A 25171-nucleotide genomic window follows, 5' to 3' on the forward strand; every position below is an offset into this window, starting at 1 on the left:
GGCTACTCTCCGTCCGTTGTATCGATTTTCCGCTGTTTTTCAGCAAGATAATTCTTTAAGAAACCTTCAATTACCCGTGGGTTTTGGCCATCTTGAATGGCTAATACCGCATCCATAATCAGGTTGCGGTTAAGCATTTCTTCACCCATGCGAAGGGTGAGTTTGTCGGCGATAGGAATCGCTACCATGTTAGCCACCACGGCGCCATACAATGTGGTTAACAAGGCAACCGCCATAGAGGGACCAATCGATTTTGGATCTGACATGTTGGATAACATGGCCACCAAGCCCACAAGGGTACCAATCATCCCCATAGCTGGGCCAACGTCACCAAAGGCCCTAAAAATGGCAATCCCATTGCGGTGGCGCTCTTCGGTGAGGGCAATGTCTTTTTCCAGTGCGGCACGCACCACTTCGCCATCGTGACCATCGACCAACATATCGACGGCTTTTTGCATAAAACTGTTGGAAATTTGCGCTTCTTCGAGGGCTAGGAATCCGCCTTTACGGGCGGCGTCCGCCATAGTCACGGACTGCTCGATAAGATCTTCAGGCTTATCAATCTTAAACATAAAGGCTTTGATGGCGATTTTTACCGCACCGAAAAACTGTTTCAGATTGAATTTCATCATGACGACGAAGAAAGAACCACCAAATACGATGAAGATAGAGGGCACGTCGATAAAAATTGCAATGCCGCCGCTGGTCATCATAGCCCAAAGGATAAAACCAAAGCCCCCGACTAGTCCTATAACTGTAGCTAAATCCACAACGGCTCCTCAATATTCGGTATAAACGACATGATACTGACTCTATTCGCAAAATAATACAAAATGTCATCCGCATAGGGATTACACTTTGTGTTTTAACCTGAGCCTTACTCTATGATGTCAAAGGATGATTATAAGCATAATGCTATTATTGTCATTTATCGGACAAGCACTAAGCAAGTTTAGCGACAATTTCTATTTTCTGAAAAAAATTCAGCAACAAAGCGTGCTATTGAGCAAATATCCGTCGACTGAATTTGACCCTTGAGTCGCCCTGATATACCTTGTGTCCGCTCTTTCAAAGGAATTATTAACGTGGCGAAGAAACCCGAAAATCTCAGTTTTGAAGAATCCCTTGGTGAACTCGAGCGCATCGTTGCCGAATTAGAACAGGGCGATGTCTCTCTGGATGATGCGTTAAAACAATTTGAACGTGGCATCAATCTGGTGCGTAACAGCCAAGCAAAACTCGAGCAAGCTCAGCAAAAAGTGGCCATTTTACTCAAGCAGGATGAAAATGCGCCCCTCTCTCCCTATGCCGTTGAGGGCGAATAAGCGTGTTAGTCAATGCAATAAAAGAATATCAACTACGGGTTGATGACCAATTAAAACAACGTTTCAGCACACTCGAAGACACTGCGCCACAATTAAAGGCCGCCATGAGCCACGGCGCACTGTTAGGTGGCAAGCGTATTCGTCCCTTTTTGGTTTACAGTGTGGGGCAAATGTTTGGCGTGCCGCTCGAAAAGCTCGATGCCTGCGCCGCCGCCATTGAATGTATTCATGCTTATTCGTTAATCCATGACGATTTACCCGCCATGGACGATGACGACCTTCGTCGTGGTCAGCCCACAGTGCATATCGCCTTCGATGAGGCGACCGCCATCCTTGCTGGGGATGCTCTGCAAACCTTAGCCTTTGAAATTGTTACCGAAGCAGTAACTGGGATCAGCAGCGAGCAACATATCGCTATGGTGAGAGCGCTGGCCAAAGCCTCGGGTTACCGTGGTATGTGTGGCGGCCAAGCGATTGACTTAGCCTCAACCGATAAGCTCATTGACCTTAAGGCCCTAACTCAACTCCACAATATGAAAACGGGCGCCCTTATCAGCTGCGCCGTTGAGTTAGCCTTGATTGCCGCTAATGCGCCAAAAGATGAATATCAGACTATGATAGAATTTGCCCATGCGGTAGGACTTGCCTTCCAAGTGCAAGACGATATTCTGGACATCATTGCCACCACGGAAGAACTCGGCAAACCCCAAGGCTCAGACGCCGAGTCCAATAAGAGTACTTTTCCGCAACTACTTGGACTGCAAGGCGCCAAAGATACCGCCGCGCAACTGATCCAAGAGGCACTATCAGCGCTGGCTAAATTGCCATACAATAGCCAGTTAATCGCAGACTTCGCCCGCTATATCATTGAGCGAAGAATATAATAAGAGACGAAGTATCTCGCTATGAGTTTGGACATTTCACAGTTTCCCGTGTTGGCTCAGGCCAACACTCCTAATGAACTCCGCCAGCTTCCTCAGGCCCTGTTACCTCAATTGGCCGATGAGTTGCGGGAGTTTCTTCTTAAGTCCGTTGGCATGTCCAGCGGACATTTTGCCTCTGGACTCGGCACAGTCGAACTGACTGTTGCCCTGCATTATGTCTATAACACCCCGTTTGATCGTTTGATTTGGGACGTTGGCCACCAAGCCTATCCCCATAAAATCCTCACCGGTCGCCGCGACAGAATGCACACCATTAGGCAAAAGAACGGTTTACACCCTTTCCCTTGGCGGGAAGAAAGTGAATACGACACCTTTAGCGTCGGACACTCCGGAACATCCATCAGTGCCGCATTAGCCATGGCCGTTGCCGCCGAAAAAGAACAGGCTGGACGCAAAGTGGTCGCCGTCATTGGCGATGGCGCCATGACGGGCGGTATGGTGTTCGAGGCCATGAATCACGCGGGTGATTTGCACAACGATATGCTGATGGTGCTGAACGATAACGAAATGTCGATTTCAGAAAACGTCGGCGCGCTCAACAATCACTTAGCGCAGTTGATGTCGGGCCGCCTCTACACCACGATTCGTGAAAGCAGTAAGAAAGTGCTCAAGGGCATGCCGGTCATCAAAGAGATGGCCAAGCGCACCGAAGAACACCTTAAAGGCATGGTTGTACCTGGCACTCTGTTTGAAGAGTTAGGCTTTAACTATATCGGCCCGATCGATGGCCACGATGTCGATGCCTTAGTGGAAACCCTGCGTAATATGCGCTCTCTAAAGGGACCACAAGTGCTACACATCATGACCAAAAAAGGTCGTGGTTATGAACCGGCCGAAAAAGATCCTATCGGTTGGCACGCAGTACCTAAATTTGACCCGTCACAGTTTAAGAAGCCAGCCACTAAGCCGGGCCTGCCGACCTTCTCCCAAGTGTTTGGCAAATGGTTATGTGATATTGCCGAACAGGACGAAAAAGTCTTAGGCATTACCCCTGCCATGCGTGAAGGTTCTGGCATGGTGGAGTTTTCGCAGCGCTTCCCGAAACAATATTTCGATGCCGCCATTGCCGAGCAACATGCAGTGACCCTAGGGGCCGGATTTGCCTGTGAAGGCTTTAAGCCCGTGGTCGCCATTTACTCGACCTTCCTGCAACGGGGTTATGATCAACTGATCCACGATGTGGCACTGCAGCGCTTGCCTGTATTGTTCGCCATTGACCGTGGCGGTATCGTCGGTGCCGACGGCCCAACTCACCAAGGGGCATTCGATTTAAGCTTTATGCGCTGCATCCCGAATATGGTGATCATGGCGCCATCGGATGAAAATGAATGTCGCCAAATGCTCTATACCGGTTATTGCTATGATGCAGGTCCGAGCGCGGTGCGTTATCCAAGGGGCAGCGCCACTGGCGCGACTCAGGTAGAAGCCATGACGGCGCTGCCAATCGGTAAAGGCGTGATTAAGCGTTTAGGTAAACGTATCGCCATGCTGAACTTTGGTACCACCTTAGCCGCCGCCTTAACCGCCGCAGAAAGCTTAGACGCCACCGTCGTCGATATGCGCTTTGTGAAGCCATTAGATGTGGATTTGGTTAAAGAGATGGCGCAAACCCACGATGTGCTCGTGACAGTGGAAGAAAACGCCATTATGGGCGGCGCGGGCTCTGGTGTATTAGAACTGCTGCAAAAGCTTAAAATGCCCAAACCTGTGCTGCAAATCGGCCTACCCGATGAGTTTATTAAACATGGCTCTCCAGAAGAAGTGACCCATGATTTGCAACTCGATGCCGAAGGTATGTTAGCGCAAATTAATGCCTTTCTTGCCGATTGAGTGTTGATGGGAGCTTAGCTCCCAGCAATACTGCAAACGTGATAAACCACGATTAACGGCAAATAGAAAAGCAACAGACAAATAAAAAGGACTGCATCGGCAGTCCTTTTTATTAGTTAACGCTTAACGCTCAGCGCGTTAACTTAGGCTTCAATGTTGATTTCTTGGCTAGGGCCGCCCTGTGACACCATGACCATGGCTGGACGCAGTAAACGGCTGTTTAGCTCATAACCCTTTTGCATCACTAACATCACGGTATTGGCAGGGAATTCAGCACTTGGCTGCATACCAATAGCTTGATGTTGGTCAGGGTTGAAGGCTTGACCCTGTGGATCGATAGGTTTTACCCCAAACTTAGCCACGGCGGTTAACAAGCTCTTTTGCGTGAGCTCAACACCTTCGTAAATCGCCTTGGTGGTTTCATCCTGCGGATTGGTGCCTTGCAGTGCACGTTCCATATTGTCTAACACTGGCAGTAATTCGTTGGCGAATTTTTCCAATGCAAATTTGTTAGCCTTTTCCACATCCATCGCCGCGCGACGACGAATGTTGTCTACTTCAGCAGCAGCACGGATAACTGAATCTTTTTGCTCTTCAACTTTCGCCAAAGCGTCAGCGAGTAACTGTTCCAGCTCTTCAATACGGAAATTGGCTTGGGTAAGCTCGTCAATCAGACTCGCTTCTTCGGTAGAAACTTCAGACTCTACACCCTCTTGGATCAGATCCTGTTCTGCTTTAATCGACTCGTTGCTCATTTTCACTCCAGCTAAAAATGCTTTGTTTCTAAATACTCTGGGCATATTATGGGGATCAATTTTGACGTTTCAAGGCCTAAGGCCAGATCTAGCATAAATATGACCACAAAGTTCCACACCATTGGCCTGATTGGCAAGCCACACCACCCAGGGACAAATCAAACCCTCAAACGTCTGCACCACTGGCTGACTGTGCAAGGGTATGAAGTTCTCGTGGAAGAGCGTGTTGCCAGCGAGTTGGGAACCCATATAGTGGCGGTCGATTTATTAGAGATTGGCGCACGCTGCGATTTAGCCATAGTCGTGGGTGGTGATGGCAATATGCTCGGTGCCGCTAGAGTGCTGGCACGCTTCGATGTGGGCGTGATAGGTGTTAACCGTGGCAATCTCGGTTTTTTAACGGATTTACCGCCCGATGCCTTTGAAGAAGCCCTCGCCAAAGTGCTGGATGGGGAATTTGATACCGAACACCGCTTTTTACTCGAGGCCGAGGTCTATCGCCATGGCATGTTAAAAGCGAGCAATACCGCCGTCAATGAAGCGGTACTCCATCCGGGTAAAATCGCCCATATGATTGAGTTTGAAGTCTATATAGACAACCAATTCATGTACAGTCAGCGCGCGGATGGCATGATAGTCTCAACGCCAACAGGTTCTACCGCCTATGCCTTATCTGCGGGCGGTGCAATCCTCACACCCAATTTACAGGCATTAATCCTAGTGCCTATGTTTCCGCATACCTTGTCGTGCCGCCCCATTGTGGTCGATGCCTGCAGCACCATTAAGATGGTCGTTTCCCCTGAAAATGGCGAAAACTTAGAGGTAAGTTGCGATGGCCACGTACATTTAGCCGTATTGCCAGGCGATGAAATCATAGTGCGCCGCAGCTCTGAGCAACTCAGGCTTATTCATCCTAAAGGCCATAATTACTTCCATGTGTTACGGAGTAAACTCGGCTGGGGCAGTAAATTGTTTTAAGGTCTCCAGATTGAGGCCCATCCAACTCGAGCAAGGCTTCCAGGGTAAATCGCAAAAGATAATGGTTAACAGCTGTTGTTAACAGAATGGAGAGCTACAGCTGCATAGCTGTAAATGGCTTTGTTAACCGTTATTAAATTTCAGATTAAAACAAATTTCATTAAGTGACATTCATCACGCGAAATTTAGCCATCACTAAAACTTGATCTCGATCTCATTATTCCCAGCGGAATAAACTTCAATAAAAACCCATTTATTCATCACGTTACCATAATCAATTCGACAGAGTGATTTTCTAAGCAATACAAAAATGGGAGATGAGTCACATCTTAATATTGTCTTAAAAATCCATTAAACGCTCATTAATGAAATAAATGGATCAGTTAATTGCAATACTGATAGCTAATTTAGCGAATATATCGATTTTTATAACTTAAAAGAATAAATGTTAGATAAATGGCCAGATAAAGAAATATACAACACCAGCTTCGAGTGACATAGATCACAGTTAGGAAAATCCTATGAGAGAAGCCTCCCGCAGCACTGTAAATTAGCATTTTATACAGCAGTCAAAATGATCTAGATCATATTAGTTAAGCCCCGAATAGCGTCTAGTACACACCACAGAATGTTGTGACTCTCTGCATTGGCAGTGAAAACTGCTGAATTATCCGTCAGAGGGACAGACAGAAAAACACTAGTAAGATCCAAATATAAATAATAAAACAGACCACTTTATGTAGAGGCAAGCATGACAATACTTCAACTCCTCGCCAGCTTGACGCCAGTGATCAGTGTAATGATCTTTCTCGTATTACTGAGAATGCCCGCGTCCAAAGCTATGCCTATATCCATGATAGTCACGGCGCTCGCCGCCGTGTTTATTTGGCAGATGGACACTACCCTGTTAGCCGCATCGGTTCTCGAAGGCCTACTGTCAGCCATCACGCCATTAAGCATCATCTTCGGTGCGGTATTCCTACTCAACACCCTGAAATACTCAGGAGCGATGGATACCATCCGCGCGGGCTTCACTAACATCAGTGCCGATGCCCGTGTCCAAGTGATTATTATCTGTTGGTTATTCGGTGCCTTTATCGAAGGTAGTGCAGGCTTTGGTACCCCGGCTGCGATTGGTGCCCCTCTGCTGGTATTACTGGGGGTTCCACCCGTTGCCGCCGCCGTTGTGGCATTGATTGCCGACTCGGCCAGCGTGTCATTCGGTGCTATCGGTTTACCTGTGCTGTTTGGTATGGAACAAGGCTTAACTCAAGGTGGTGTGAGCATGGCTGCGGCACAAATTGCCGAGCATGGCGGTACTTACCCTGATTTTGCCCAGTTCATTGCAATGCATATGATCACTATCGACTTAATCACTGGTACCTTAATTCCACTGGTGATGGTATCGATTCTGACAGGCTTTTTCGGCCGTAATAAATCCTTTAAAGAAGGTCTAGCCATTTGGAAGTTTGCGATTTTCGCAGGTCTTGCCTTTACCGTGCCCGCTTGGATCATCAACTATGTTGCAGGCCCTGAATTCCCATCAGTGATCGGTTCATTGGTAGGCATGGCCTTAGTGATCCCCGTTGCCCGTAAGGGTTACTTACTGCCTAAAACCCCTTGGAATGACTTTGCCGAAAATGATAATCAGGAAGAAGGCGCTAAAATTGAGACGACCACTAAGTTCTCACAAATCGCCGCTTGGACTCCCTATATCATCATGGCTGCACTGTTAGTGTTATCACGCACAGTTGCCCCACTCAAAGCCTGGTTATCGAGTTTCAACATTAGCTGGACCGGCCTGATGGGCACTGAACTTAAAGCGAGCTTTGCAACACTTTATGCCCCTGGCGCCTTCTTCGTGGCCGTGTGTATCTTAGGTTTCTTCCTGTTCAAGATGAAAAGCCCTGCGATTAAGCAATCTATCGGCGTGTCATGCAAGTCGATGTTACCGACTATCATCTCATTAGGCGCATCCGTGCCTATGGTGAAAATCTTCTTAAACTCTGGTGCAAACGGTGCGGGCCTCGCGTCTATGCCTGTTGCCTTAGCCGACATGCTGGCCCATTCGATGGGCGCAGTGTGGGCATGGATGGCACCGATTGTGGGGATCTTCGGCGCCTTCCTTTCAGGTTCTGCGACCTTCTCCAACATGATGTTCTCCGGCCTGCAATACAGTGTTGCCGACAACATTGGCATGAACCACGCGCTAGTATTAGCACTGCAAGGTATAGGTGCTAACGCGGGTAATATGATGTGTGTAATGAACGTGGTGGCAGCGGCTACCGTTGTGGGTATGGCAGGTAGAGAATCTGAAATCATCCGTAAAACCATGCCTGTGGCGATTGGTTATGCGCTACTAGCTGGCACTATCGCAACTCTGTGGGGTGGCTTCTAAGCCAAATGAAACCTAAGGCCGCGCTGGCGGCCTTAGTCATTTTTAGCGTTGAGAGAGTAACTTATGTCTATTAATTATGACGCTGTTTATAAAGAGCTTATTCAACAACTCGGCGAATCTGCCGTCTCAAATGACCCTGTGCGCCGCTTTGCCTGGTCAACGGATGCCAGTTATTTCCGTATCGTACCTGAAATCGTGGTCCACGCAGATAGCCTCGAACAAGCGAAACAGACCTTAGCCATCGCCCGTGCCCATAAAGTGCCAGTGACATTCCGTGCGGCGGGGACCAGTTTATCTGGCCAAGCCATTGGCGAAGGGATTTTATTGATCTTGGGCCACGACGGTTTTAGAACCATAGAAATCAGTTCCGACAGCAATAAGATCACCTTAGGCGCGGCGGTGATTGGTGCCGATGCCAACGCGGCGCTCAAGCCTCTCAATAAGAAAATCGGTCCCGATCCGGCGACCCTTGCCTCAGCCATGGTCGGCGGTATTGTGTCTAACAACGCCTCGGGCATGTGCTGTGGTACGGCGCAAAACAGTTACCAGACCATCGCCTCGGCTAAGCTGCTATTTGCCGATGGTACCGAGCTCAACACAGGTTGCGATAAGTCTAAGGCCGCCTTTACCCAAAGCCACGGCGAGTTACTCGACTCACTGGCCTCACTGGCTAAATTAACCCGCAGCAATGAGGTGCTCGCGCAGCGTATTCGCAAAAAATACTCCATCAAAAACACCACGGGCTATAGCATTAATGCCCTAGTGGATTTTGAAGATCCGTTCGATCTGATTAACCATCTCATCGTCGGCGCCGAAGGTACCTTAGCCTTCGTCGAAGAAGTCACTTACCACACGGTCGATGAAGCCAAATTTAAAGCCTCGGCGATGGCGGTATTTTTCAACATGGTGGATGCGGCGAGTGCCATTCCACCGATTATTGGCGATAGCGTTGCCGCCGCCGAATTACTCGACTGGGCATCCATCAAGGCCGTCACCGGTAAAAAAGGCATGCCAGACTGGCTCAATGAGCTGCCAGAAGGCGCGGCCATCCTGTTGATTGAGTCCCGCGCTAACGATGCCCAAACCTTAGAAAGCTATACCCAAGATGTGATTGCCAAACTCGCGCACATCAAAACAGAGCGTCCGATTAGCTTCAGTAGCGATGCCAACGTGTACAGCAAATACTGGGCAATGCGCTCTGGCCTGTTCCCCATTATCGGTGGCGAGCGACCAAAGGGCAGCTCAGTCATCATCGAAGACGTGGCCTTTAACGTCGAACATTTAGCCGCGGCCGCCGCCGATTTAACCGAGCTATTCCATAAGCACGGCTATCCCGAAGGTGTAATATACGGCCATGCGCTGGCGGGTAACTTCCACTTTATTATCACCCCGACCTTCGCCTCCCAAGCCGACATCGAGCGCTTCCAAGGCTTTATGCAGGATGTGGCCGAGATGGTGATCCATAAATACGATGGTTCGATGAAGGCCGAGCATGGTACTGGCCGCGCCGTTGCGCCTTTCGTTGAAATGGAATGGGGCGCCGATGCTTACACCCTCATGAAACGCATCAAGCATATCTTCGACCCAGAAGGCCTGCTCAACCCCGGCGTTATCTTAAACGACGACAGCACAGTGCACGTGAAAAACATCAAGCCTTGCCCTGTGGTCGATGATTTTGTCGATAAGTGTATCGAGTGTGGTTTCTGCGAAAAGACCTGCCCGACTTCGGCGCTGAACTTCTCGCCACGTCAGCGGATCGCCACCCTGCGTGAAATCGAGCGCTTAGAGCAATCTGGCGATAAAGCCGCCGCCGATAAAATGCGTGCCGATGCCAAGTATGATGTGATTGATACCTGCGCGGCTTGCCAGCTCTGTACTATCGCCTGCCCAGTCGATAACAGCATGGGTCAGTTAGTTCGTAAACTACGCACGCCCTATATCAGCACCACTGAGCAAAAAGTGTTGGATTTCCAAGCCAAACACTTTGGCGCCGTCAACCAAGTGATCAGCACAGGCTTTGACGTGTTGGGAGTCATCCATAAGATCACCGGCGATGGTATCACCAACGCGCTGATGAAAACTGGCCGTTTACTCTCCAAAGAAGTGCCCTATTGGAATCCAGACTTTCCTAAAGGTGGCAAACTGCCTAAACCGTCCCCCGCAAAAGCGGGCCAAGAAACCGTGGTTTACTTCCCTGCCTGCGGTGGTCGCACCTTTGGGCCAACGCCAAAGGATCCCGATAATCGCACTTTGCCAGAGGTGGTTGTCACCCTGCTCGAGCGCGCGGGCTATAACGTTATTACCCCAGAGAAGACCCGCGATTTATGCTGCGGCCAGATGTGGGAATCTAAGGGCGACTTTAAAAACGCCGACGCCAAACGCCAAGAGCTTATCGATGTGGTCAGCAAGATGAGTCATGGCGGCAAAATCCCAGTATTAGTCGATGCTCTGTCTTGTACCTATCGTACCCTCACGGGTAACCCTCAGGTGCAAATCACTGACTTGGTTGAGTTTATGCACGACAAGCTGCTGGATAAGCTGAGCATCAACAAAAAGGTCAATGTAGCTCTGCACTTAGGTTGTAGCGCTCGTAAGATGAAGTTAGAGCCTAAGATGCAAGCCATTGCCGATGCTTGTTCGAGCCAAGTGCTCAAACCTGCGGGCATTGACTGCTGCGGTTACGCCGGTGAAAAAGGCCTGTATAAGCCAGAAATCAACGCCAGCGCCCTGCGTAATATCAAAAAGCTCATTCCAGTCGAGATTAAGGAAGGCTATTACGCCAACCGTATGTGTGAAGTCGGCTTAACGCAGCACAGTGGCATTTCCTACCGCCACTTAGCGTATTTGCTCGAAGAGTGCAGCCGCTAAAAAAATGCAAAACGGGGCTAGAAATAGCCCCGTTTTTCGTTAGAAGAAAACTATTCTCATTTATCGAGCAACACAACAAAAAGAGGATCGAAATCACAAAACAAAAACCTAGATAAACAATTAAAAATCAACACATTAAAATATTCTCATTTTTGAAAAAATCTACAAGATCATTTACTAAATTAGCGCTACTTATTTACTTAAGATAAGCCTATATTTGATCAACTACCTTAGCATTTGTGTGGTCATTGGGGTCACAGTGCAAGGCAATGTCGTTCACTAACAAGAAAGAGAAAACACAATGAAAATCGCTCTTTTCATCCCGTGTCTAGTTAACCAAATGATGCCAGATGTGGCGATTGCCACTCTGGAATTACTCGAAAAACTGGGACACCAAGTGATTCTACCCGCAGGCCAAACATGCTGTGGCCAACCTATGACCAACTCGGGTTGCTTCGATGCAGCACGCAGTACTACCTTGAAATTACTTAATGCTTTCAAGGGTGTGGAATGTGATGCCATTGTTTGCCCTGCCGCGTCTTGTTTAGTGGCCGCCAAAGAAAACTTCCACGAGTTTGACAGCAGCCCAGAAGCCCAAGCCGTTATCGACAAACTCTATGAGCTGACCGAGTTCCTCCACGATGTCGCCCCAATCCCTGCCTTCAACAAGCCTTTTGCCCATAAGATCAGCCTGCAACTAAGCTGTCACGGCATTCGTATGTTGAGCCTTGCCACGCCAAGTGAGCAAATGGGCCCACGATTCAACAAGGTAGAAGCTGTGCTCGCCAATATCGCCGGAATCGACATTGTCTATCCAGACCGTCGCGACGAATGCTGTGGCTTTGGTGGGACTTTTGCCGTTGACGAAGGCGCCGTATCGGCCAAGATGGGTAAAGACAAGGCCCAAGCCCACGCGGCAACGGGCGCGCAATATGTGGTTGGCTTCGACCCTTCTTGCCTATTGCACCTCGATGGCATGATCCGCAGACAACAATTGCCGATTGAAATTCGCCACATAGCGCAAGTGCTTAACGCCGCGCTCTAGGAGACACACTATGGCATATCAACATAATCACGAGGCAACGGGTTCACAGGTTCACGCCCACAAGGCCGATATTTTCTGCCGTGATGAAACCCGTGTTGACTGGCACTCTAAGGCCCTTTGGGTGCTGCGGGAAAAACGTGACCGCGCCGCAGGCAGCTTACCCGAGTGGGAACAACTGCGTCAGTTAGGCTCCGAAATCAAACTGCATACCTTAACTAATCTTGCGCAATATCTTGAAACCTTTGAGCAAAATTGCCTAACAAACGGTATCAAAGTCCACTGGGCAAAAGATGGCGCCGAGCACAACCGTATCGTACACGGCATCTTAGCCAGCCATCAGGTGAAGAAGTTAGTTAAGTCAAAATCCATGCTGACCGAGGAATGTCACCTCAATCCTTACTTAGAGCAACACGGGATTGAAGTTATCGACACCGACTTGGGCGAGCGGATTATTCAGCTCGCGAAAATGCCGCCTTCGCACATTGTGGTGCCTGCTATCCACATGAAAAAAGAAGAAGTCGGTGACCTCTTCCATGAGAAACTTGGCACTAAAGCGGGCGAGTCCGATCCACTTTATTTGACCCGCGCCGCCCGTGCTCACCTGCGTGAACAATTCCTCAGCGCCGATGCCGCCATGACAGGGGTAAACATGGCAATTGCCGATAAGGGCGCCGTGGTCGTTTGTACCAACGAAGGTAACGCCGACATGGGGGCGAACTTGCCCAAGTTGCAGTTGCATTCAATGGGTATCGACAAAATTGTCCCCGATATCGACAGCGCTGCCGTGTTACTGCGCACCCTCGCCCGTAACGCAACTGGTCAACCCGTCACCACCTATAGCGCCTTCTACCGTGGCCCACAGGTCGATGGTGAGATGCACGTCATCATCGTCGATAACGGCCGCACTGAGATGCTCAAGGATAAAATCCTTGCCGAATCTTTAAAATGTATTCGTTGTGGCGGTTGTCTAAATACTTGTCCTGTGTATCGCCGCTCCGGTGGTTACAGCTACAACTACACCATCCCCGGCCCGATTGGGATTGCCGTAGGTGCCAAGAGCGATGACACTAACTCCATCGCTTGGGCTTGTACCCTGTGTGGTAGCTGTACCTATGTCTGCCCGACTAAGGTGCCGCTTGATAAGATTATTTTCCACCACAGACGCCTAAAGGCCGAAGCCGGAAAACTCCCTTACGGCAAAAACAGTTATATGCCATTAGTGGGTAAATTTATGGCAAGCCCGACTATGCTCAATTGCTCAATGGGCGCGGCCCGTACCGCACTGCGCATTCTGCCGGGCAGTCTACTCAAGCCATTTAGCGGCGCTTGGGGTAAATACCGTGAACTACCCGTTGCCCCCAACTCCAGCTTCGAAGCTTGGTTTAAGAAACACAGGAGCCTATAAGATGTCCAGTAAGCACGAAATTCTCAATGCGCTCAAACTGTCGGCTTTAACAAACCATCCTATGCCAAGCATCGATGTCACCCCGCGGGTGGAAGATCTGGTAGGTCAGTTTGAAACCAATCTAAAAACCGTGGCCGGCACACTGCACCGCGAAGGCGGCCTAGCCGCACTGCAAGCCAAAGTGGATGAGCTTGTCGCCCAAGGCTTGCAGGTCATCTCACTGGTTGAAGGCGTCACGGCAAATCGTGAAGTACCACCAACGGCACACGAGCTCAGGGATATCGATTATGCAGTGATCCCAGGAGACGTTGGCGTTGCCGAAAATGGTGCCATTTGGGTCAACAACAAGAACTTAGGCCACAGAGTAACACCTTTTATCTGTGAAAACCTGATCTTAGCGCTACCTAGCACTAAGATTGTGCCGAACATGCATCAAGCAGCCAAGGACATTACCTTAGATGCGGGTGAGTTTGGCGTCTTTATCGCAGGCCCTTCAAAAACCGCCGATATCGAGCAAGCCCTCGTCGTCGGTGCCCACGGTGCCTGTAGCTTAAATGTGTATCTGGTTTAATTGCTAAGAGGTTAAACCTACAAAAGCCGCCTTTAATGGGCGGCTTTTTATTAGAATAAATCTTTGCATTACAAATACTTAGACAAAATAAAATAGTTCTGGTCGGTGGGTTTCGGATAAAAACCTATATGACTTAACACCACATTAGGTGCAAGTAACCCTGCCACCAAAGCTCAACCATTGCACCGTAAATATCAAATCCAACCTTGAACTAAAAATGCTAAGCGCAGGGAATCACACTTACATGCTTGTATAGCTATGTGCGCACTCACTATTTGTCCAAAATCACATCAAAACCGCCATAAATGATGCGCTTACCATCAAATGGCATGGGGTTATTTTCGGGGCTCATTCGAGGGTCATCCATTATGCGTTGCCAAGCAGAGTCACGGACTTCTTTTGAAGGCCAGATAATCCAAGAGAACACGACGGTTTCGTTGTCTTGAGCTTTAACTGCCATTGGAAATGATGTTACTTCACCATCTGGGACTTCACTTCCCCAAGTTTCCACAACCTTTAAGGCTCCAAAATCTTTGAACATTTCTGCTGCTATTTCAATGTGTGCCATGTACAGCTCTTTATTCGCTGTTGGTACTGCCACTACAAATCCATCGACATATGACATAACTAAACTCCTTTCAGTGAAGTTATAACCATAGCCCAAAGATGCAAGAGCACATAAGGTTGCGCAACCTACGGATGGTTAAGTGGCGCGTTGCAGTAAACTTCGCGCGGCAATGCTACTGACAATTCGTTAGGCGCAATGCCTTGTTAACTTGATTTGCATGTAGGCAATTCTTTAGGATTTACCATATTAATCGTTTGATTTGCAGAATATATACCTTTTACGGACAGGCCAATAAAGCAAGCCAAGGCAATAAATAAGAGTAGTGGCTTTAATTTTGCGCGAAAGCCATAAACGTATTTAGTTGGCTTAAATACTTTTTCACCGGGTAATGGACTTTGCCCATAACGTAGAATTTTTATGCAATTCGGGCCTTCGACTAAAAACACCAAGATTGCAGATAAAAGAGGCAGACCAACGAACAAACCGTAAAACACAACTTCGGTTCCCGTTATATTTCCGTACCTGTAGCAATGTGCATTTTCTGTGTACACTTCAAACCAAGGAAAAAACCAATATTTCGTAATTACTAACAAGGGAATAGCCCAAGCTGCATGCTTGAGCATGAGTATCATTTTTTCTTTTTTTGTGTACTCAGGTGCGAATTCATTCATGTTTTAGTTAACATCTTATTAGTGCGCATGCGCGTTTACCTCAGTCGACCAGTGAAAACACGCACAGTTAACTATCTGTATTAAAAACAACCTATCAACATTTAATCAAATACACCATAGGGAAAGCGTGCATGTGCGTTTTCCACACCGATTAATGAATCATCCGCCACATAAGTAATTAATTTAGATATGAAGTTGATTTAACGCACACCAAAGTGGAGTGACACACACTTTAAACGAATCAATTTAAATATGACGCGCGCCAGTTTGCGCACTAATCAGTTGAAGAGTTAAACAATGGGGCTGAGGTAAAAATGATGGATTTCCCCTAATGCTCGTCTTTCCATTTGCCTGATGTGATGCCTTTAATCATTTAGGGAGAAGAATGGCAAGGTTTACATCGAACATTAGCTTAGGACAACTCCGTTCTAGGCTAGGTCAATCCTTACAGCCTTCAGATTCCTTAAAACTTTCCGCCTGACATTTCCCTACGCCAAAGAGTTAGCTCCTCTGGGAAAAACACCAGCCGTATTTAACTCAGTTTTTTTGCATCAGACTCGCTGGCGAGATTAGCAAACTAAAATCTATCACCGGCATGTCAGCATGCTCAACTTAGTGAACGCTCTTATTAATGTTAGCCCCCTCACACTTTAATTATGAAACAAAGCCAACTTCTTTATAAACATGGACTAATATGTAACATACAAAAAGTTGATCGTTAGAGTGAGGATTCAAAACAGTAAAAGCATAACGTTTAACACATTAAATAGCGTTACGGCTGGTTTGTCGCTATTAGGTACCAATCGTCTTCACCAACACATTAACATCATGGATCTGCCGTTCTGTAGCAATACAGATGATTCAAGTTATAGGTTTATAACTCGTTGAGGTAACAACGGAATGGAAAACAACGAATTAATCGCGATTGAAAATCGTATCGTCACTAAGTTTTTGGACATGTTTATTAAGTTTGGCATGCTCCTAGCGCTAGCGTCCTTCTGCTACACCATCTTCTCCCCGTTTTTAAATATAATGCTCTGGGCTGTCATTTTAGCCGTGGTCATTTATCCCTTTCATCAACGTATCGCCAAGCGACTTAATGATAAGCAGGGCCGAGCCGCTACTTTATTGATTGTAGTAGGGTTAATGGTATTAGTTTTACCTACCATTACTATGGTTAGTTCCATGACCGATAATATGGGTAGCTTGGTTGAACGCGTCAATCAAAACACCCTTGAAGTCCCCGCACCAAAGGAAAGCATTGCCAATATTCCCTTTGTTGGAGCAAAAATTTATGACGTTTGGCAGAAAGCATCGACCGATTTACCCTCGTTAGTCAAAAGTTTACAACCGCACTTAGGCGAAGTAACAAAGCAAGTCATTCATGCATTGGCGAGCATCAGTGGCAGTTTATTGATGAGCATGTTTTCCTTCATCATCGCTGGCATCATGATGGCGTATGGCCGCGCTGGTGCACAAAGTTCTGCTCGTATCGCCACTCGGATTGCTGGCCCTGAGCGCGGTGCAAAACTGATCAACATATGTTCGACAACCATTCGCGCCGTGGCCCTTGGTGTCATAGGTGTTGCCTTTATTCAGGCATTGCTGGTCGGTATTGTTATGACCCTTGCTGGTATCCCTTTGGTGGGTATCTTCTTTATCTTGGTCTTGGTATTAGGGATTGCACAAGTTCCCGCGCTATTAGTGACTCTTCCAGCGATAGCTTATATCTGGATGACTGGCGACAACGGCACGGTAGGCAGCATTATCTATACAGTGTTGCTGATTCTTGCGGGTGCGGTGGATAACGTGCTCAAACCCATACTGTTGGGCCGCGGAGTCGATGCCCCCATGCCTGTCGTTCTGATAGGAGCCCTCGGTGGTATGGCTACCAGCGGGATCTTAGGGATGTTTATCGGCGCTACGCTCCTGTCTATCGGCTATCGCATCTTTATGGCTTGGGTGGACGAAGGTCTCGAAGAGCCGTTGAGAGAGCAAGATGATAATTGATCGTTTGGTTCCCCGCTTAGTGATTGGCGGGGCTTGCGCTCTGCTCAGCGGCTGTACCGTGCTAGGCCCAGACTATCAACAGCCAGAAGTGCCAGAGATCCAAACCTGGCAGAGCGCCAGTTCGCAGTTATTTAGCGCGGCGCCATCGGCCAGCGATTATCAGCAATGGTGGTCGCAACTTCAGGATCCTGTGCTCAGCAGCTTGATTGACGAGGCATTGCTGAAAAATCCGGATGTGCGGATTGCAGGCTTGCGGATACTCGAAGCGCAAGCACAATTAGGGATAGCCGAGAGTCTGCGCAATCCTCAGTTAACCCAAGCCACTGCCCAATGGCTTGGCGCAGGTCAAACCCAAAGCGGCAACAGCACCTCGGGCAGCAGTTACGGCGCAGCATTCAATCTTGGCTGGGAACTCGATTTTTGGGGTAAATTCCAGCGAGGTATCGAATCGGCCGATGCAAACTACTTTGCCACTATCGCCCAATATGATGATGTGCAAGTGTTGATGATTGCTCAAGTGGCACAGCTGTACGTCACCATTCGCACCCTAGAGGCGCGGCTGCAAATTGCCCATGATAATGCCCAAATCCAAAAACGTAGTTTAGAAATCACTCAGCACCAGTTTCACAGCGGCAACACCGCCGAGCTGGACGTGCAACAGGCTAAGACCCAGTATTTAGGCACTCTTTCGACGATTCCGACATTAGAGACGAATCTGCGCCACAGCCAAAATGCCCTCAGCACACTACTGGCCAGAGCGCCGGGGCCACTTCCCGAAATGGCGAGCAATACCGGCGTGATCCCACAGGGGCAATTGGCATTAGTCACTGAGATGCCTGCCGATTTATTACGACGGCGCCCTGATGTACGCACCGCCGAGCGCCAGCTCGCGACCCAATCAGGGCAGATTGGGATTGCCGAGAGCGATTTGTATCCCTCTATCACCTTGGCTGGCACGCTAGGATTAAATGCCACGGGCAGCGGCCACAGTATTTTCTCTTGGGGTGTGGGGCCATCGATTAGCTGGAATATCCTCGACAGCGGTCGGTTGACCAATCAAATCTTGGTGCAAGATGCACGCTTTGAGCAATTACACGAAGTCTACCGTGAGACAGTGTTTAAAGCGGCGCGGGAAGTCGATGATGCCGCCATTGCCTTTGCCAATAGCGCAACGGAAATTACTTTACTAACGCAAACAGGTGAAGCCGCGAGTCGCTCACTCGAGATTGCCAACACTCAATATCGTGAAGGCATGGCAGATTTCCAGCGTGTGCTCGATTCTCAACGCGCCCTCTTTAGCCAACAAGAACGGCTCGTAAACAGTCGCGGCGCCCATATTGGCAATCTCATCACCCTTTACAAAGCGCTCGGCGGTGGATGGGAGCAAGGGCGACAACGCCCATTAGTGAGTCCAGAGGTAGATAAAAAGCTTCGTAAGCGTGATGAATGGCTGCCGTTACTAGATGTAGTTAAGCCCAAAGCGGGTACTCCAGCAGATCCTCAGCCAACATCGACTATTCAAAAGGGAATTGTGAATGACTGACAGTACTCCAACGCCAGGAAAGGCCAGTAAATATGCCACCCTTGGTCTTCTGACAAGCATAGTAATCTTATTGATCTGGTATCTTTTGGCCGACAGAATGACCCCCTATAGCTCGCAGGCTAGGGTTCAAGCTTTTGTGGTGCCGATTGCGACTGAAGTCACAGGGCAGATCTTGAAAGTGTATGTACAAGATAATCAGGATGTTGCCGAGGGCGATCCCTTATTTGATATCGATCCTGAACCCTATGATATTGCGCTTGCTAAGGCAAAATCTGACTATGAGACAGTGCTAAATAGCGTTAAAGCCAATAACGAAGGTGTGAAAGCGGCAGAAGCAAAATTACAAGCCATGCGAGCCTCTTACAGTAATGCCGTTAAAGATGCAGAGCGGCAGGAGCGCCTCTATCGCCAAGACCCTGGCGCCATTTCGGTACGCCGACTCGAAATAGCACAGGCATCGCGAGAAACCGCCAGTAGCCAAGTTTCGGCAGCCGAAGCCGATGTCAGGCGTGCCATTGAGGCCGCGGGGGTCAATGGCGAAAACAACTCTCAACTATTAAGTGCCCGCTCGGCGGTGCACAAAGCCGAGCGCGATAGGCAAAATACCCATGTTGTCGCACCAAGTCGCGGCGTGATCACAGACTTAAATACCGATGTGGGGCAATTTATCAACGCTGGCGCGCCCGCAATGACCCTCATTGCCATTCACGATGTGTGGATTTCAGCAGAGTTAACCGAAAACAACCTAGGGAATATTCAAGTGGGTGACAGCGTCGCTATCTTGCTCGACAGCAGACCAGGACAGCTGTTTCGCGGACAAATACGCAGTATCGGCTATGGGGTAGACGATGGTAAAAAGCAGGCGGTGGGTTCACTGCCAACGGTCAGCAATAGCCGCGATTGGCTCAGGCAAGCACAACGATTCCCGGTAAAAGTGTCGTTCTCATCGGATGATATGCCGCCAGCGGCGAGCTTACGGGTTGGAGGTCAGGCGGATATTTTGGTGTATACCGAAGAACATAGCCTGATGAACCCACTCGGCGCCCTCTATATCCGGATCATGAGTCTCTTCTCATACCTGTATTGAGGCCAGACATGCATCACGCCGACAGCGCAGTACTCAGAATTAGCCTTGGCACCGCATTAACTGTGTTTGTGTGTTTTGGTTTAGGGCTACCTATGCCACATCTTGGTTGTATTATGGCATGGGTCATTTTATGCCGCCCCGGCGAGGCGCTGAGTTTAAAAAAGGGCATTATCGGTGGCGCGCTCTTGTCGCTCATCATGACTGCCGGCGTATTGCTAGTTCCCCTATTGAGCTATTACACCTTAGCCGCAGTGCTTTTAGTGGCGTTACTACTGTACTTTTTGATGCTCATGTCGGTCACTGGTAAAGGCGTGCTAGCCATGTTACTGACGATGGCCATTACGCTCATTCCTGTGGCAGGGTTAATAGAGCAAGCATTAGCACTCGCTATCGCACAGTTGATTGCTATCGGGGTATTAATTGGCACTTTAGTCAATGGCATCGCCCATGCCCTTTTCCCCCCCGCCCCCTTAACAGCCGCAAAACAGCCTGTACTATCGCCTCCAGAACACCCCAAAAGACTGGCGCTACGCGCCACGATTATTGTCATCCCAGTGTGGTTACTCGCACTCAGCGATCCGGCGTTTTATATCCCCGCGGTGATGAAGACTGTGATGCTGGCACAACAAAGTACCCTACTGAACGCAAAGCAAGCGGGTAAGGAGTTGGTGCTATCCACCCTGATGGGCGCCCTACTGGCATTCGCGTTGTGGATGGGATTAAGCATTTGGCCTTCGCTCTTAATGCTTGTTCTGCTACTTAGCCTGATGACGATATGGCTAGCACAACGGTTGATCCAATTAGTCCCTACGGGCTTTCCTCCTTCGTTTTGGAGTAATAGTTGGATCACCGCCCTCATCTTATTTGGGCCTGCGATCGCCGATAGCGCGAATGGTAAAGATGTGTGGTTGGCCGCCGCGATGCGCTGTGGTCTGTATTTGTTAGTCGCTGGTTATGGTTGGCTTTGCTTTATGGTACTCGAGCAGCGATGGCCCGCTGGCCGGCCCGCCGCAGAATCCCCTGTTGGAGAATAAAATGATATCAGCATTAGTGGTTGGCTTACCCATCATATTAATCAATATGTTACTGCAATCTCTTGCCACTATGTGGTGTATCCGTTTTTACAAAAAACGGGTACGGGACCACGAAAGCTTCACTGCCGGAGTATTAGGCTTGTTTGGCATCACCACGATTGTGATACTGGGCAATCTTTTACAGATTGTCGCTTGGGGTAGCTTGTTTCTGTTTTTAGGCGAGTTCGACACACTCCATGAAGCCATTTATCACTCTGGAGTCAACTTCGCGACATTGGGATATGGCGATATTGTGATGAGCGAAAAATGGAAGCTCCTTGGTCCAATTGAAGCCGTGAATGGTGCCCTGATGATAGGTTTATCGGGCGCCTCCACGTTGGCGGTTTTACAGCAATATGTGCAGAAAAATAATCCATAAGGTTGGATCGTAAGACTCAAATAAGGGCTAAAAATTGTTTCTCGCACTCAATTTTTAGCTAAATAGCGACCATAAAAAATGGCAGCGTATAGATACCCACGCTGCCATTTTCGATTGATACCTGCATAAATGATTTAACCGTTATTGCGTGAAAACAGAGTTTAATACCGCTCTTAACACCTTAACTATTGGCAATAAGCCAGTACAAATCTCCTCAACCGGTCGCTACATAAAGGCCTTAGTAAAGGCTTCCTTCGATTGACGAATATAGTTGCGTGCACTTTGGGCATGTTGTTCCCATACCGCCCTATCGCTGGGGTCGGTGAAGGGGTTTTGCTCGGCGGCAATCGAGCGCTCGAAGCGATCGTAGAAGGTTAACATCGCCGAAGTGATTTGATTGAAGCGCTCTTTAAACTCCTGAAACTCATCCATCTTTTCAGTGGTTTTAATCATGTACTGCACCAGCTCGGCATTGCTATTTGCGGCTAATAAGGCATCGGCCTTGGCGCTGATATTGGCATTCACGTCGGCCATAATCTGCGCCCGCGTTTGCTCATCTTTGCTCATCACCTTACTGTAATTTTCGGGGGTACGAGCAATGCTGGCATGTTGCAGGTAGCTACGCAGATGCTTATCTAAATCCTTACGGAACGTATCTAAGTTCTTCTGCATAGTGACTAAATCGTTATCGAGCGCCGTCACCTGTTGCAGCTCTTTCTCGATTTCGGCCATAAAACGCTCGGCCTGCTGATAAATCTTAAGGCCATTTTCCTCGGCAAACTTTTTATCACTGCGGCTTAGGTCGCTATTGTCATAGTTTGAGCGGTCAAAAGTGGCCGCAAGGAAGGATTTAAAGGGTTCGGCAAATGCCGAATAAGCGCCCGCACTCACCACATTTAAAGTGGCGGTGGCTAAGTCACCAAAGGGTTTGACCATAGAGCCTAAACGCGCCTGTTGGATCGGCGATGCTACACGCTTAGCATCGGTTAATACCGACCTAAAGGTGTTATAACCCAATGGGTTAGACATTTTATTACGTTCAGAGGTCGCCAAAACAAAGGTGATGCTCGAGTATATCGCATTGGAATATTCGAGGTACTGTCTTTGGCTTTCGAGCTGAGCGGCGTAGTTTTTACCTAGGGTTCTAAAGGATTCGGCCTGAACCTCGTAGTTTTTGTCTTCTTTAAGCTTATCTAAAATGCCGCCAATGATTTTTTGCTCGTTCTTTTGCAGCGCAATATCGAGGCGAATTTTATCTAGGGTTAAGTCATCCAAACTGATGGGGCCATTAATGGCTTCGATATCGAGGCGAATATATTGGCGGCTCGGATCGTCAATCGACACCCTGTGGGCTAAATATTCGGTTGTTGCTGGGGTGATATCAATAAGCGCCACATGCTGCCACTGGGCATCCAGTTTTAATACTGGCGATGTGAGTACATTGATCCGATATTGGGTTTGGATATTTTGGGTCTTGACCCAAAACTCCAACAGGCCCGCTTCGGAGACAGGGAATTTACTGACGATACTGCTATTGCCTTCGGCACATAATAATGCGCTCTCACCACTGTGGGGCTCCGCGCCCTCAAATTGGCAGCCCATGATCCAAGACCAAGGTTGGGATAAGCGGTTACCCTCAAAATCGCTAGCAAACACTAGCTCATTATCCTTGGCACTGGCATTAACACTGGTTAACACGCCAAACAACAGCATAGAGATGACTGCAGCGGTGCGCATAAGAGCCTCATAAAACATAAATAACAAACGACGAGCCTGAAAAGGCCCAGAATTCTATCCTATCCGCACGCTTTTACCGTCAGTCGGCAGCCGTATTTTAGTGATAAAAAACACGCTAAAAACTGCACTAAATTTAAGCTGGGATTAAACCAGCGAAATGTAACAGAGCGCATGCCGACATGCCAGTACTAAGTCGGTTTCGAAGGTAAAGATAATGCGTGAATAACATCAGACTTTAGCGTTCACTTGGAGCCGCCCCATCGCGATAAACATCCAAATCACCAGCATAGTGCTACAGGTCGCGAGCGACACCCACACGCCAATCACGCCAAAGGCCCAGGCAAAACAATAGATAATGGCGGCGATAAGCAGCAATTTCGCCCCAGTGAGTATCGATGCCTGCTTAGCACAGTTAATCGCCTGGAAGAAACTGGCGCCCACAAGAATCAAGCCTTCCATAGGTAAGCCCCAGAAATACCAACGCATTCCTTCAATCGCGACCGGCGTTAAGCTTGGGTTGTCACCGGCAAACAGGTACACCAACCATTCGGGGCGGGAATAAATCAACACTAAGCCAAGTGCAGCGGTGAGTAGTGTCATGCCAAAGGCGATATTGCGTGCCTGTTTAACCCTGTCGAAGCGCCCTGCCCCAGCATTAAAGCTGTAAATCGGTTGAGTACCGAGGGCAATGCCTTCAAAAATCAGATAGAAAAACGCTTCGGTGTAACTCACAACCCCGTATGCCGCCACATGCAGAGGGCCACCGACCCATAAAAATGCGGTGTTATGCAGGGTCAATACGATCGACAAATACAGGTTCATCAAAAAGCTTGGCAGGCCAACACGGGCAATATTGAGGCAGTTGTCGAGCTTTAGCTTCATCTGCTCAAGATTGATTTTGAGCTGAGTGCGCGCCCCAAAGAAATGCTGCAAACAGAGCAGCCCAGTCACGGCCTGCGACAACATGGTGGCAATCGCCGCCCCGGCCAAGCCGAAGGGAAACACCACAATAAACAGCCAATCTAAAAAGGTGTTCAGCACGCCACCTAAGATCAGCACAAAGGTCACCATAGATGGGCGACCATCGTTACGCAGCAAGGTGGTAAATGCCATTGAAATAATAGGGAAATGACATAAGGCAAAATACCAGAACAGGTATTCGTTAGCGTTTTCGAGTATCTCCCCCTCGGCGCCGAGGGCAATTAAAATATCCCGAGAAAAGATCCCGCCGACTAAGGCAAAAAATGCCCCCGCCAGTAAACACAAGCTAAAGGCATTGCCGAGCAACTTACGCGCCTTGGTGACATTACCTTGCCCTAAGTTAATCGAGACTAACGCCGCGCTGCCCATGCCTATCATGGCGCCGACAGCATAGAGAATCGCGCCCACGGGATAGGCCAACATCATGCCCGCCAATCCAGTTTCGCCGAGGTAATGGCCAACGAAGATACCATCAATGGTGACATACACCCCAGTCACCAGCATGGAGGCGATCGTTGGAATAGTGTAGCGCCAAAAAAGCTTTGAAATCGGCTCTTGCAGCAGGCGTTGGTCCGTTGCGGCAGCGGAAATAGCAGTCATAACCTAATCTCACAAAAATAAAGGCGGGCGCGCACTCAGCTTGTTCTGGTGGTATTACACAGAGAAATAAAGGATGAACAAAAATGCGGCAGTGGATTGTACCTAAATTTTACCTTAATACCAATCGCGTTTAACGGGATAAACTTGTAACAAAAACTAATCATCACAATACCTTACTGCTAGCACATATTTATTCCGTGATTGCAACAAGCAAGCATCACTTAATAACAGATGTGGTGAAAGTCATCATTTTTCACTACTTTTTTGGTATTTAACCCTTAATTAGGTAAAGTGTAGGCTTAAATTGCCCGAAATCGGTTAATTATTACGGCGTTATTTGCCCAAGCAATTGCGTTAACCATTTAATTAATAATGAATTAGTGGAATTAAATTCAATAACAAT

The 25171-nt window shown here is 48.4% G+C and carries 20 protein-coding genes; 14 read left to right on the plus strand and 6 right to left on the minus strand.

Annotation, left to right across the window (positions count from 1 at the left end; genetic code table 11):
• Nucleotides 1–2: 2 nt before the first annotated feature.
• Nucleotides 3–770 (minus strand): flagellar motor protein PomA, encoded by a 768-nt coding sequence (gene pomA / locus SHEWMR4_RS14335; protein ID WP_011623479.1) that lies wholly within the window; start codon nucleotides 768–770, stop codon nucleotides 3–5.
• A gap of 315 nt (nucleotides 771–1085) precedes the next feature.
• Between pomA and xseB the strand changes: the two genes are divergently transcribed.
• Genes xseB through dxs form a run of 3 tightly spaced genes read left to right on the plus strand, consistent with a single transcriptional unit; the run spans nucleotide 1086 to nucleotide 4099 of the window.
• A complete protein-coding gene (gene xseB / locus SHEWMR4_RS14340) occupies nucleotides 1086–1325 on the plus strand; it encodes an exodeoxyribonuclease VII small subunit (protein ID WP_011623480.1) in 240 nt (79 codons plus the stop codon).
• A gap of 2 nt (nucleotides 1326–1327) precedes the next feature.
• The gene (gene ispA, locus SHEWMR4_RS14345) at nucleotides 1328–2209 is read left to right on the plus strand and encodes a (2E,6E)-farnesyl diphosphate synthase (RefSeq protein WP_011623481.1); all 882 of its coding nucleotides are present in this window, start codon (nucleotides 1328–1330) and stop codon (nucleotides 2207–2209) included.
• A gap of 21 nt (nucleotides 2210–2230) precedes the next feature.
• Nucleotides 2231–4099 carry a 1-deoxy-D-xylulose-5-phosphate synthase gene (dxs, locus tag SHEWMR4_RS14350; RefSeq protein ID WP_011623482.1) on the plus strand — a complete coding sequence of 623 codons (1869 nt, stop codon included), beginning with the start codon at nucleotides 2231–2233 and terminating at the stop codon, nucleotides 4097–4099.
• A gap of 143 nt (nucleotides 4100–4242) precedes the next feature.
• On the opposite strand, the gene grpE is transcribed toward dxs, so the two are convergent.
• On the minus strand, nucleotides 4243–4854 hold the full coding sequence (grpE, locus tag SHEWMR4_RS14355; protein WP_011623483.1) for a nucleotide exchange factor GrpE: 612 nt from the start codon (nucleotides 4852–4854) through the stop codon (nucleotides 4243–4245).
• Between the two features lie 99 nt (nucleotides 4855–4953).
• On the opposite strand from grpE, the gene nadK reads away from it, so the two are divergent.
• The 6 genes from nadK to SHEWMR4_RS14385 all read left to right on the plus strand — a co-directional run bounded on the left by nadK (nucleotide 4954) and on the right by SHEWMR4_RS14385 (nucleotide 14119).
• Entirely contained in the window at nucleotides 4954–5832 is an 879-nt protein-coding gene (nadK, locus tag SHEWMR4_RS14360) for an NAD(+) kinase (RefSeq protein ID WP_083757924.1), read from the plus strand.
• A 751-nt stretch (nucleotides 5833–6583) separates the two neighbouring features.
• Complete coding sequence (locus SHEWMR4_RS14365) at nucleotides 6584–8230, plus strand: L-lactate permease (protein ID WP_011623485.1); 1647 nt, start codon at nucleotides 6584–6586, stop codon at nucleotides 8228–8230.
• 63 nt (nucleotides 8231–8293) lie between these two features.
• Nucleotides 8294–11098, plus strand: coding sequence for an FAD-binding and (Fe-S)-binding domain-containing protein (locus SHEWMR4_RS14370; RefSeq protein ID WP_011623486.1), 2805 nt, complete (start codon nucleotides 8294–8296; stop codon nucleotides 11096–11098).
• A gap of 301 nt (nucleotides 11099–11399) precedes the next feature.
• Nucleotides 11400–12143 carry a (Fe-S)-binding protein gene (locus tag SHEWMR4_RS14375; RefSeq protein ID WP_011623487.1) on the plus strand — a complete coding sequence of 248 codons (744 nt, stop codon included), beginning with the start codon at nucleotides 11400–11402 and terminating at the stop codon, nucleotides 12141–12143.
• Nucleotides 12144–12153: 10 nt separating this feature from the next.
• Nucleotides 12154–13548, plus strand: coding sequence for a lactate utilization protein B (locus SHEWMR4_RS14380; protein ID WP_011623488.1), 1395 nt, complete (start codon nucleotides 12154–12156; stop codon nucleotides 13546–13548).
• Nucleotide 13549: 1 nt separating this feature from the next.
• Entirely contained in the window at nucleotides 13550–14119 is a 570-nt protein-coding gene (locus SHEWMR4_RS14385; RefSeq protein WP_011623489.1) for a LutC/YkgG family protein, read from the plus strand.
• Nucleotides 14120–14390: 271 nt separating this feature from the next.
• Here the strand turns inward: SHEWMR4_RS14385 and SHEWMR4_RS14390 are convergent, their stop codons facing one another.
• Together SHEWMR4_RS14390 and SHEWMR4_RS14395 are read right to left on the minus strand one after the other, a co-directional pair.
• Nucleotides 14391–14744 (minus strand): DUF1428 domain-containing protein, encoded by a 354-nt coding sequence (locus SHEWMR4_RS14390; RefSeq protein WP_011623490.1) that lies wholly within the window; start codon nucleotides 14742–14744, stop codon nucleotides 14391–14393.
• 146 nt (nucleotides 14745–14890) lie between these two features.
• Nucleotides 14891–15358, minus strand: coding sequence for a hypothetical protein (locus tag SHEWMR4_RS14395; RefSeq protein WP_011623491.1), 468 nt, complete (start codon nucleotides 15356–15358; stop codon nucleotides 14891–14893).
• A 900-nt stretch (nucleotides 15359–16258) separates the two neighbouring features.
• On the opposite strand from SHEWMR4_RS14395, the gene SHEWMR4_RS14400 reads away from it, so the two are divergent.
• Genes SHEWMR4_RS14400 through SHEWMR4_RS14420 form a run of 5 tightly spaced genes read left to right on the plus strand, consistent with a single transcriptional unit; the run spans nucleotide 16259 to nucleotide 21450 of the window.
• Nucleotides 16259–17368: an AI-2E family transporter gene (locus SHEWMR4_RS14400; RefSeq protein ID WP_011623492.1), complete on the plus strand. Its 1110-nt coding sequence runs from the start codon at nucleotides 16259–16261 to the stop codon at nucleotides 17366–17368.
• Nucleotides 17358–18911, plus strand: coding sequence for an efflux transporter outer membrane subunit (locus tag SHEWMR4_RS14405; RefSeq protein WP_011623493.1), 1554 nt, complete (start codon nucleotides 17358–17360; stop codon nucleotides 18909–18911). The genes SHEWMR4_RS14400 and SHEWMR4_RS14405 overlap by 11 nt, the downstream gene beginning before the upstream one ends.
• On the plus strand, nucleotides 18904–19998 hold the full coding sequence (locus SHEWMR4_RS14410; RefSeq protein WP_011623494.1) for an HlyD family secretion protein: 1095 nt from the start codon (nucleotides 18904–18906) through the stop codon (nucleotides 19996–19998). The genes SHEWMR4_RS14405 and SHEWMR4_RS14410 overlap by 8 nt, the downstream gene beginning before the upstream one ends.
• Nucleotides 19999–20006: 8 nt before the next feature.
• A complete protein-coding gene (locus tag SHEWMR4_RS14415; protein WP_011623495.1) occupies nucleotides 20007–21032 on the plus strand; it encodes a DUF2955 domain-containing protein in 1026 nt (341 codons plus the stop codon).
• Between the two features lies 1 nt (nucleotide 21033).
• Nucleotides 21034–21450: an ion channel gene (locus SHEWMR4_RS14420; RefSeq protein WP_011623496.1), complete on the plus strand. Its 417-nt coding sequence runs from the start codon at nucleotides 21034–21036 to the stop codon at nucleotides 21448–21450.
• A 225-nt stretch (nucleotides 21451–21675) separates the two neighbouring features.
• Here the strand turns inward: SHEWMR4_RS14420 and SHEWMR4_RS14425 are convergent, their stop codons facing one another.
• Both SHEWMR4_RS14425 and SHEWMR4_RS14430 read right to left on the minus strand, forming a co-directional pair.
• Nucleotides 21676–23187 (minus strand): hypothetical protein, encoded by a 1512-nt coding sequence (locus tag SHEWMR4_RS14425; protein ID WP_011623497.1) that lies wholly within the window; start codon nucleotides 23185–23187, stop codon nucleotides 21676–21678.
• Between the two features lie 228 nt (nucleotides 23188–23415).
• Nucleotides 23416–24768: an MATE family efflux transporter gene (locus SHEWMR4_RS14430; RefSeq protein WP_011623498.1), complete on the minus strand. Its 1353-nt coding sequence runs from the start codon at nucleotides 24766–24768 to the stop codon at nucleotides 23416–23418.
• Between the last annotated feature and the right edge of the window lie 403 nt (nucleotides 24769–25171).

It is taken from the genome of Shewanella sp. MR-4, from assembly GCF_000014685.1.
Taxonomy (GTDB): Bacteria; Pseudomonadota; Gammaproteobacteria; order Enterobacterales; family Shewanellaceae; genus Shewanella.